The sequence below is a fragment of the Martinezella tropici genome, assembly GCF_003287875.1.
Taxonomy (GTDB): Bacteria; Pseudomonadota; Alphaproteobacteria; order Rhizobiales; family Rhizobiaceae; genus Rhizobium; species Rhizobium tropici_C.
This window is the reverse complement of the sequence record NZ_QMKK01000024.1, coordinates 169,704-178,988: the sequence shown is the minus strand read 5'-3', so window position 1 is coordinate 178,988 and position 9,285 is coordinate 169,704. Positions and strand designations below refer to the sequence as shown.

The window sequence follows — 9,285 nt, the reverse complement described above, 5'->3', positions numbered from 1 at the left end:
ATATGTCCTTCCCGAGAGAAGGGTGACAGTTCATACCGGAGACATGGGTTACACTTTTGGCCTTTGCGAGGAGAGCGAAGGTGCCTTGGCAGGAGTGTAACCGCATGGACGAGCGTCTCAAATTCGTTGCGCGGGTTCTGGATGGCGAGAAGATCGCGGCGCTATGCCGCGAGTTCGGCATCTCCCGCAAGACCGGCCACAAGATCATCAGCCGCTATAATGCCTGCGGGCTGGAAGGACTGACGGATCGCTCGCGGCGTCCCTACCGGCACGCCAATCAGCTTCCTTTCCAAATCGAGAAGCTGATTGTGCGTGCCAAGCAGGAGAAGCCGAACTGGGGCGCACCGAAGATCAGGGAACGACTGGCGCGGCTTTATCCGGACGTGCAAACGCCGGCGATCTCGACCGTGCATGCGGTGCTCGACCGCAACGGGCTGGTCCAGCACCGCAAGCGACGGCGCAACAGGGCGGAAGGCACGCCGCTCTCCCAACCCCGCCAGGCCAACGACCTGTGGTGCGCCGATTACAAGGGCGAGTTCATGCTCGCCGACAAGCGCTACTGCTATCCCTTGACGATCACCGACTTCGCTAGCCGCTATCTCCTGGCTTGCGAAGCGCTGCACACGACGAAGGAAGTTTACGCCTTCACCGTGTTCGAGAGCGTCTTCAAGGAGTTCGGCCTGCCCGGAGCGATCAGAACCGACAATGGCGTCCCCTTCGCCAGTCCCAACGGCTTGTTCAATCTGTCGCGACTGGCGGTCTGGTGGCTCCGGCTCGGTATCGACATCGAACGCATCAAGCCAGGCAATCCGCAGCAGAACGGCCGCCACGAACGCATGCATCTCACACTCAAGCTGGAAACCACCAAGCCGGCCGGCGCCAATTTCCTGCAGCAGCAGGCCCGCTTTGACGACTTCGTCGAAGAATTTAACACCGAGCGGCCACACCAGGCCCTCAATATGGCTTGCCCGGCAGAGCGCTACCACGCTTCATCACGACCTTATCACGGCCTGCCGGAGCTCGACTATCCGTTCCACGACCAGACCGTGACCGTCACAACATGCGGCCGCATCTGTTACAAACGAAAGAAGATCAATCTCAGCCTGGTTTTTGCCGGACAGGCCGTTGGAATCAAACAGGTCGAAGACCATATCTGGCTCGCAAGCTTCATGGATTACGATCTGGGATACTTCGATGACGAGACATGCAGGCTCGAACCACTGCCGAACCCCTTCGGCCCAAAGGTGTTACCTATGTCTCAGGAATAAACCGTAACCTATGTGTCCAGAACGGACCCATAATTGCTTGGCTGGGGCGCCAGGATTCGAACCTGGGAATGCCGGTACCAAAAACCGGTGCCTTACCGCTTGGCGACGCCCCAACAGAGGAAATGGCTGTCATACCAGCCAAATCGGCGTCTGATTAGCAAAGGTCGCATCGCGCTACAATGACTAAGTGATGCGCGGACGCATATTTCTGTGTGCTTTTCGGGCGGCTATGGTAGGTCTTGCTGCACTGCATTGTGCATGAGGAGATCCGATGAGCCAGTTTCGCGCCCGTCCACCGGCCGTGCCCACCGTGCTTCTCGATGATGCCGTCTGCCGCATCACGCGTTGGGATTTCGAGCCCGGCGCCGATACCGGCCATCATGTTCATGGTCTCGGTTATGTCGTGGTGCCGATGACGGATTGCCAGTTTCTGCTGGAGGAGCCCGGCGGCATCAGGCGTGTCGATATCGCCAAGGGCGCCGCCTATCGACGCGAGGCCGGCGTCGAACACAATGTCGTCAATGCCGGCTCCGAGCCGATGTCATTCATCGAAATCGAATACAAGCAATCATGAGCACGCCTGACTTCGACCTTGCATTCGAACCCGCCTATGGCCGCGCCGTACCAGTCGCGCCCGGCATCGAGCGGATGACGGTCAACAATCCCAGCGCCTTCACGTTTCACGGCACCAACAGCTATATCGTCGGCAGCTCATCGGTCGCGGTCATCGATCCCGGTCCGGAGAATGACGAACATTTCGCTGCCCTGATGGCGGCGCTCAAAGGGCGCGAGGTCACGCATATCTTCGTCAGCCATACCCACCGCGATCACTCGCCGCTGGCGAAAAGGCTGAAGGAGGCGACGGGAGCGCTGACTGTCGGCGAAGGGCCGCATCGGGCCGCGCGGCCGCTCCATCAGGGCGAGGTCAATCCTTTTGCCGAAAGCTCCGACATGGAGTTTCAGCCGGATATCGTGCTTGGTGATGGCGAAAGCGTCTCCGGAGACGGTTGGACGATGACGGCACTGCTAACGCCGGGGCATACGGCCAATCACGCCTGCTTCGCGCTCGAGGGCACGGGCATCGTCTTCTCGGCCGACCACGTCATGGCCTGGGCGACCTCGATCGTGGCGCCGCCTGACGGCTCCATGGCGGATTACATGGCTTCGCTGGAGCGGCTTCTTGCCCGGGAAGACCGGCTGTTTCTGCCCGGACACGGCGGGCCGGTGAAGGAGCCAGCCTCCTTCATGCGAGGATTGCGGACCCACCGGCGGATGCGCGAGCGCGCCGTGCTGGAACGCATCAAGGCCGGGGACCGGCTGATCCCCGACATGGTGAAGGCCATCTATCGCGATACGGACCCGCGCCTACATGGAGCTGCCGCCCTTTCGGTGCTGGCGCATCTGGAAGATCTGGTCGAGAAAGGCCAGGTGGAAACCGATGGACCGCCGGCGCTTTTCGGGGCCTATCGCCCGGCTTGAGCTGAGACGGGTGACTATCGGCGATTTCAGAAGTTTGATGGCAGGCACGGTCCCCTCTCCCGTCGGGGAGAGGGGTATCGCATATGAGCGGAGATTGCCGCTGTCCCCCTTCTCCCCAGCGGGAGAAGGTGCCGCCAGGCGGATGAGGGGGTGCCCGCCAAGACCATCAAAATCCATGAATTCAAATAGATAACCCCCTCATCCGACCCTTCGGTCCACCTTCTCCCCAAGGGGAGAAGGAGCTTACGGCGCCGACATGCCGCACATACGATTGCCCGCCCCAAGAAGGGCTGGCGAGGCTCAGCTTCCGGCGATGCCGAGCAACTCGGCATCCAGCGCCTTCAGATAGCCATCAGCCAGGTCGGCGCTGATGCCGAGATCGCTCTGGCCGTAGCGGGAGGCGACCCGGATATCGACCAGCGTGGTTTCCGCCTCCTCGCGGATGCGGATCAACATGTCGCATGGCAGGCCGAAGATGCGGGTGCGGGTTTCTCCCTGCAGGACGACGTCGGTATTCTGGCGGATGAGCTCCGCCACGCCATCACGGAAGGGACGCGGCGTCGGCACCGGGACGATATCGGGCACGTCGCCCGCCGCACTGTCATTCTGCGCGGGATTGACGGTCTGCGGGCGGGTGCGGCGCTTCGGCTTCGCATTGCCGTTCGGGTCGGCCACGTCGGCGCCATCCGCCTTGACGATGATGATGTGACGGTCACGCGCGACCTTGCGCACCGCTTCCAGCACGCGGTCGGAAGCCCCCTCGTAGCGCCGGCTGATCAAAGCGGGATAGGCATCGAACTGCGCCTCACGCTCCTGCTGCGTCACCAGATGGCGCGGCGGCAGCCACAGCTGCCTGGCGTCCGGCGCTGCCAGCCATTCCGGCGGCTCGTTGAGATCGGTCGAAATCTCGTAGATCGGCGGCCGGCTCCAATAGCGCTCGGCGCCGAAGCCGAAAATGGCAAGCGGCAAGGCGGCATAGACGAGCGCCTTGACGGCGGAGACGCCGCCGATGGCGGCGTTCTGCCAAAGCTGGGCAAGGCCGACCAGCGCCAGCAATACCGACAGCACGGCGCAGCCGGCCGAAATCAGCAGCAGCAGCACGAAATAAGGCGTTTCCAGAGGCCCGAAACGATAGCCGATCAGCGTCACCCCGCAGAGCACCAGGGCAAATGAGGCGATCAAACGCGCGGCGCGGGCGGCATATGAAACGGGACGGTCGAAGCGGATGGTCATCAAGGGCTCGTCGGCGCGTCGGATCGGAAGGCGGATGCACCGAATCCCGGAAAGCGACTTATGTTTAGATCAAGAAACGGCGAAAATAAATCGAATGTCACGACATCAACGCCCCATGTTTCGTCAAGGCTGAAACCAGTAACGCCTAGACCAAAAACGTGAGCGCTTGCTTAAATTCCCAAAAAAGGCCATTCTTCAGCGTTTTATCGAGGCTGTGAAAGGACTTGGTGAGATGGAACCGATAGTTTCTCAAGACGCCGCCACTAAACCGTTGCCGGCAGCGGCCATTGCCCGGGGCGACGCGGCCGATCCGATCCTGCCGCTGGAACTCCTGGAACTGGAGCTTTCGCTCGAAGGCTTTTCCGGCGGAGAGCCTGGCTTCTGCGAAGCGGTGCGAAACGCCGCTTCGGCGGTGCGCGGCGACTTCCTGTTCGACCTTCCGGCCGCGGGCTTGATCCCCGATTGCCGCAGGTTGGCGGTCATCCGCATTCCCGAAGGCGATGCGACGATGCACACTCTCTTTGCCGCGCTCGACGAAGACGGCACGGAAATCCGGTTGCTGCAACCGGATAGTGAAACCGAGCACCTTTTGCAGTTTGCCGATGCCTTCGTCGATGTGCTGCGGCGATTGCCGGCAAAGCCGAAGGAAGCCGCATAGGCGATCCCGCCTACGGTCCGATGTGCCTTTCGCGCCATGCCGCGCGGCGCTATAGTTCGTGTCTGCACATCAGCATTCAGGACACAAAGTCATGCGTATAGCCGCTTCCCTCCTTTCCTTCCTCACCATCACCCTCGTGCTTTCCTCCTGCCAGACGGCCGAGGAAATCCGGGCGGCCGACGAGGCGAGGTGCAGCGGCTACGGCTTCAGGCGTGGGTCGGAGAATTTTGCCAACTGCCTGATGAACCAGGATCTTAGCCGGCGAGCAGATCAAAGAGCCTTCATGGAAAGCAATGATGATTTCTTCTGGGGGCCGACGATCGTGGTCGGTGGCCCGGTATATCACCGTGGCTACTGGCGCCGCTGACCTTAAGGAAATCAAGCTCGCCCTTTGATCGCCGCCTGCGCCGCCGCAAGCCGCGCGATCGGCACGCGGAACGGTGAGCAGGATACGTAGTCCAACCCAATATCCTCGCAGAAGTGGATGGACGCGGGATCGCCACCATGCTCACCGCAAATGCCGAGCTTCATGTCGTTGCGGGTACGGCGGCCACGCTCCGACGCGATGCGAATGAGCTCGCCGACCCCGTCGAAATCGAGCGATATGAAAGGATCATGCTCGATGATGCCCTTGCGCTGGTATGTCGGGATGAAGGCGGCGGCGTCATCGCGCGACATGCCGAATGTCGTCTGGGTCAGGTCGTTCGTCCCGAAGGAGAAGAACTCGGCCGCTTCGGCGATGATATGGGCGCGCAGGGCCGCGCGCGGCAGCTCGATCATCGTGCCGACGAGATAGTCGATCTTCATCTTCGCTTCGGTCATGACGGCACGCGCCACCTCGTCGATGCGGGCCTTGACGTAATCAAGCTCAGAGCGCAGGCCGACGAGCGGCACCATAATCTCGGGCACGACGGCAGCCCCCGTCTCGCGTGCGGCGAGGACCGCTGCTTCGAAAATCGCGCGAGCCTGCATCTCGACGATCTCCGGATAGGAAATCGCCAGCCGGCAGCCGCGATGGCCGAGCATGGGATTGAACTCGTGCAGCGCATCGACACGCTGGCGCAGGCTGGCCGGCTCCATGCCCATGATGCCGGCAACCTCGGCGATCTCCTCATCCGTTTTCGGCAGGAATTCGTGCAGCGGCGGATCTAGCAGGCGGATGGTCACCGGCAGGCCATGCATGATGGTGAAGAGGCCGGTGAAATCGAGGCGTTGCATCGGCATGAGCTTGGCAAGGGCGGCCCGGCGCCCCTTTTCGTCTTCGGCAAGGATCATCTCGCGCATGACATGGATGCGATCGCCCTCGAAGAACATGTGCTCAGTACGGCAAAGGCCGATGCCCTCGGCGCCGAAGGAGCGGGCGGCGCGCGCATCGGCGGGTGTGTCGGCATTGGTGCGCACCGTCATACGCCGCGAGCGGTCCGCCCAGGCCATGATGCGCCCGAAATCGCCCGACAGTTCCGGCTGGATCATCGGCACTTCGCCCTTCAGGACCTGACCGGTGGATCCATCGATCGTGACGATATCGCCCTTCTTCAAGGTGACGCCGATGCCGATCAGCTTCTCATTGCGCATGTCGATGCGCATGGTGCCGGCGCCGACGACGCAGGGAATGCCCATGCCGCGGGCAACCACCGCCGCATGGCTGGTCATGCCGCCGCGTGTGGTCAGGATCGCCTCGGCGGCATGCATGCCGTGAATGTCTTCCGGGCTCGTTTCGATGCGCACGAGGATGGCTTTGCGGCCCTCCTCTTCAGCGATAATTGCCTCTTCTGCGGTGAAGACGATCTCGCCGGTGGCAGCACCAGGCGATGCAGGGAGACCGGAGCCGATAACTTCGCGGTGGACGCGCAGGTCGATCGTCGGGTGCAGCAGCTGGTCCAGCGTCGTCGGCTCGATGCGGGAAACCGCTTCGTCTTCCGAGATCAGCCCTTCATCGACCATGTCGACGGCGATCTTCATCGCCGCCTTGGTAGTTCGCTTGGCATTTCGGGTCTGCAGCATCCAGAGCTTGCCGCGCTCGATGGTGAATTCCAGATCCTGGACCTCGCGGTAGTGCGATTCCAGCTGCGCGCAGATGCTCCGAAACTCGGCAAAGGCCTCAGGCATCAGCTTTTCCATCGACGGCTTGTCATAGCCCGACGCGATGCGGGCGACTTCCGTGATGCTCTGGGGCGTGCGGATGCCGGCAACGACATCCTCTCCTTGCGCATTGACAAGGAATTCGCCGTAAAGCTCCTTCTCGCCGGTCGACGGATTGCGGGTGAAGGCGACGCCCGTCGCGGAGGAATTGCCTAGATTGCCGAACACCATCGCCTGAATGTTGACGGCGGTTCCCCAACCCTCGGGAATATTGTGCAATTGCCGGTAGGTGACGGCGCGGGCGTTCATCCAGCTGGCAAAGACCGCGCCGACGGCACCCCAGAGCTGCACTTCCGGCTCCTGCGGGAAGGCTTCGCCCAATTCTTCCTCGATGACTGTCTTGTAGATCGAGACGACATGCTGCCATTCGACGGCAGTAAGGTCAGTATCGAACTCGTGGCCGAACCGCGCCTTCTCATCCTCCAGAATCTCTTCGAAGACCTCGTTGTCCAGGCCCATGACAACATCGGCATACATCTGGATGAAGCGGCGATAGCTGTCCCAGGCGAAGCGGGCGTCACCGGCATCATGGCCGAGCGCCTGCACCGTGGCATCGTTGAGGCCGAGATTGAGGACGGTGTCCATCATGCCCGGCATGGATGCACGGCCGCCGGAACGTACGGAAACCAGCAACGGCCGCACGGTATCGCCGAACTTGCGCCCGGTAATGGCCTCCATCCGCTGCAAGCCCTGCATGACCTGCGGCTTCAGCTCTTCGGGGATGTTACGGCCATTCTTGTAGTAGAAAGCGCAGACGTCGCTGACGATCGTCAGCCCCGGCGGAACTGGCAGGCCGAGATTGCACATTTCAGCAAGGTTAGCGCCCTTGCCGCCGAGCCGTTCAAAATCGCCGGCGCCCCCCTCGGCCTTGCCGCCGCCGAATGTATAGACCCACTTCGTCATCGTCTCCGTCCAACTCCTCCGGTTGAACTTAATTCATTGAGCCACAAATGAAAATCGACAAATGCGGCAAAATGTTGCGCTGCACAATAAATATGATCCGGACCTCCCGATTTCAATCGATTGATCGAAAACCGGGAGCCTCCAGATCACTTCAGCGCTCCTAACGGCTAAGCCTGCGGCTCACGCTGTGCCAGAATCTTGTCGATCCGCATGCCGTCGAGATCGACGATCTCGAAATGCCAGCCGCCGAAGGTAAAGCTTTCGCCCACTTCGGGCAGATGGCCGAGCTGATAGAGAGCGAAGCCCGCAAGCGTATGGAAATTGACGTCCTCTTCACCGAAGCGCAGCCCGAGCCGGGCAAAGGCGTCGTAGACCGGCATCATGCCTTCCATCAGCAACGATCCATCGGCTCGCTCGACGACATCGGGCGTGTCGTTGTCGATGTCAGGCAGATCGCCGGCAATCGCCTCCAGCAGATCCGTCTGCGTGACGATGCCTTCCAGACTGCCATACTCGTCGATGACCATGGCGAGGCGGACGGGGGCGCGCTTGAAGTTTTCAAGCACCTTGAAGACGGCTGTGGACTCGTGAACGACCAGCGGCTGGCGGATGACGGCCATCGGGTTCAGCGGCTCGCCGTTCAGAAGCTGGTCAAGCAGATCCTTCTTCAGGATCATGCCGATCGGCTCGTCGATCGATCCGCGTCCGACGAGAAGCTGCTCGAACCGGCTTTCGCGAATGGTTTTCTGCATTTCCTCCGGCGGGTCCTCCGCATCGATCCATTCGACCTCCAGCCGCGGCGTCATGATATCGGAGACGTCGCGGTCGCCGATATTGAAGACGCGTTCGACCAGATCCTGCTGCGCTTGTTCCAGCAGGCCGGCCTCCTGGCTTTCGGCGATCAGGAGCTTGATCTCGGCCGGCGAATGCAGCGAGCCCTCGCCCGCCCCCGGGCGCAGCCCGAAGAGGCGAAGGACGAGATTGCCGAGGCCGTTAAGCACGGTGATGGCCGGACGCAACAGGAAGAGGAACAGGCCGAGCGCCCGCACGACACCAAGCGCAGTGCCCTCGCTGCGCTGCAAGGCCAGGCTCTTCGGCGCAAGCTCGCCAAGGACGATATGAAGCGCGGTGATGATAATGAAGGAAATGGCGACAGCGATCGCATGCGATCCAGCCGCGGCCCATGTTCCGGGAAGAAAATCGAGCAGAGGCTCCAGCAGATGAGCAAGAGCAGGTTCGCCGACCCAACCAAGGGCGAGCGACGAAATGGTGATGCCGAGCTGTGTCGCCGCCAGATTGGCATCGAGATTATCGACTGCCTTCTGCAGCGCCTTGGCGTTCATGCGCCCTTCGGCAACGAGCTCCGTCACACGGCTGCGACGGACGGAAACCAGAGAGAACTCGGCGGCAACGAAAAAGCCGTTGGCGGCGACGAGCAGCAATACGGCAAGTATTCCGAGGATGTCGAAAATACCGCCAGTCGAACCAGACATACTTCCCTTCCGGGCGGATCAGCGCCCATGTTGTTGATCGAAAAACGAAACTAGCACGCTTTCATGACGCACGGCAGCCGACGCAGCAATTTCTTGTCGAAACGGGAAC

The 9,285-nt window shown here is 61.4% G+C and carries 8 protein-coding genes and 1 tRNA gene; 5 read left to right on the top strand and 4 right to left on the bottom strand.

Going from position 1 to position 9,285, the window contains the following annotated elements; all coding sequences use genetic code 11:
• The first annotated feature begins 80 nt into the window (after positions 1–80).
• Complete coding sequence (locus tag DQ393_RS08040) at positions 81–1,268, top strand: integrase core domain-containing protein (protein ID WP_432421976.1); 1,188 nt, start codon at positions 81–83, stop codon at positions 1,266–1,268.
• Between the two features lie 38 nt (positions 1,269–1,306).
• Here DQ393_RS08040 and DQ393_RS08035 read toward each other — a convergent pair.
• Positions 1,307–1,381, bottom strand: a tRNA-Gln gene (locus DQ393_RS08035).
• 158 nt (positions 1,382–1,539) lie between these two features.
• Here DQ393_RS08035 and DQ393_RS08030 point away from each other — a divergent pair.
• Together DQ393_RS08030 and DQ393_RS08025 are read left to right on the top strand one after the other, a co-directional pair.
• Entirely contained in the window at positions 1,540–1,842 is a 303-nt protein-coding gene (locus DQ393_RS08030) for a cupin domain-containing protein (protein ID WP_112341239.1), read from the top strand.
• On the top strand, positions 1,839–2,747 hold the full coding sequence (locus DQ393_RS08025; RefSeq protein ID WP_112341238.1) for an MBL fold metallo-hydrolase: 909 nt from the start codon (positions 1,839–1,841) through the stop codon (positions 2,745–2,747). The genes DQ393_RS08030 and DQ393_RS08025 overlap by 4 nt, the downstream gene beginning before the upstream one ends.
• A gap of 300 nt (positions 2,748–3,047) precedes the next feature.
• Here DQ393_RS08025 and DQ393_RS08020 read toward each other — a convergent pair whose 3' ends face one another.
• Complete coding sequence (locus DQ393_RS08020; RefSeq protein ID WP_112341237.1) at positions 3,048–3,980, bottom strand: DUF1499 domain-containing protein; 933 nt, start codon at positions 3,978–3,980, stop codon at positions 3,048–3,050.
• A gap of 241 nt (positions 3,981–4,221) precedes the next feature.
• Between DQ393_RS08020 and DQ393_RS08015 the strand changes: the two genes are divergently transcribed.
• Together DQ393_RS08015 and DQ393_RS08010 are read left to right on the top strand one after the other, a co-directional pair.
• Positions 4,222–4,638, top strand: coding sequence for a hypothetical protein (locus tag DQ393_RS08015; protein ID WP_112341252.1), 417 nt, complete (start codon positions 4,222–4,224; stop codon positions 4,636–4,638).
• 91 nt (positions 4,639–4,729) lie between these two features.
• Positions 4,730–5,005, top strand: a complete 276-nt coding sequence (locus DQ393_RS08010) for a hypothetical protein (RefSeq protein ID WP_112341236.1) — start codon at positions 4,730–4,732, stop codon at positions 5,003–5,005.
• Between the two features lie 11 nt (positions 5,006–5,016).
• Here DQ393_RS08010 and ppdK read toward each other — a convergent pair whose 3' ends face one another.
• Both ppdK and DQ393_RS08000 read right to left on the bottom strand, forming a co-directional pair.
• Entirely contained in the window at positions 5,017–7,683 is a 2,667-nt protein-coding gene (gene ppdK, locus DQ393_RS08005) for a pyruvate, phosphate dikinase (RefSeq protein WP_112341235.1), read from the bottom strand.
• A 167-nt stretch (positions 7,684–7,850) separates the two neighbouring features.
• Positions 7,851–9,176, bottom strand: a complete 1,326-nt coding sequence (locus tag DQ393_RS08000; protein WP_112341234.1) for a hemolysin family protein — start codon at positions 9,174–9,176, stop codon at positions 7,851–7,853.
• Positions 9,177–9,285: the final 109 nt, after the last annotated feature.

Bases quoted from the DNA above. Each gene is read 5' to 3' on its own strand.
- ppdK (WP_112341235.1), bottom strand. From the start codon at position 7,683: ATGACGAAGTGGGTCTATACATTCGGCGGCGGCAAGGCCGAGGGGGGC.
- DQ393_RS08010 (WP_112341236.1), top strand. From the start codon at position 4,730: ATGCGTATAGCCGCTTCCCTCCTTTCCTTCCTCACCATCACCCTCGTG.
- DQ393_RS08020 (WP_112341237.1), bottom strand. From the start codon at position 3,980: ATGACCATCCGCTTCGACCGTCCCGTTTCATATGCCGCCCGCGCCGCG.
- DQ393_RS08025 (WP_112341238.1), top strand. From the start codon at position 1,839: ATGAGCACGCCTGACTTCGACCTTGCATTCGAACCCGCCTATGGCCGC.
- DQ393_RS08030 (WP_112341239.1), top strand. From the start codon at position 1,540: ATGAGCCAGTTTCGCGCCCGTCCACCGGCCGTGCCCACCGTGCTTCTC.
- DQ393_RS08000 (WP_112341234.1), bottom strand. From the start codon at position 9,176: ATGTCTGGTTCGACTGGCGGTATTTTCGACATCCTCGGAATACTTGCC.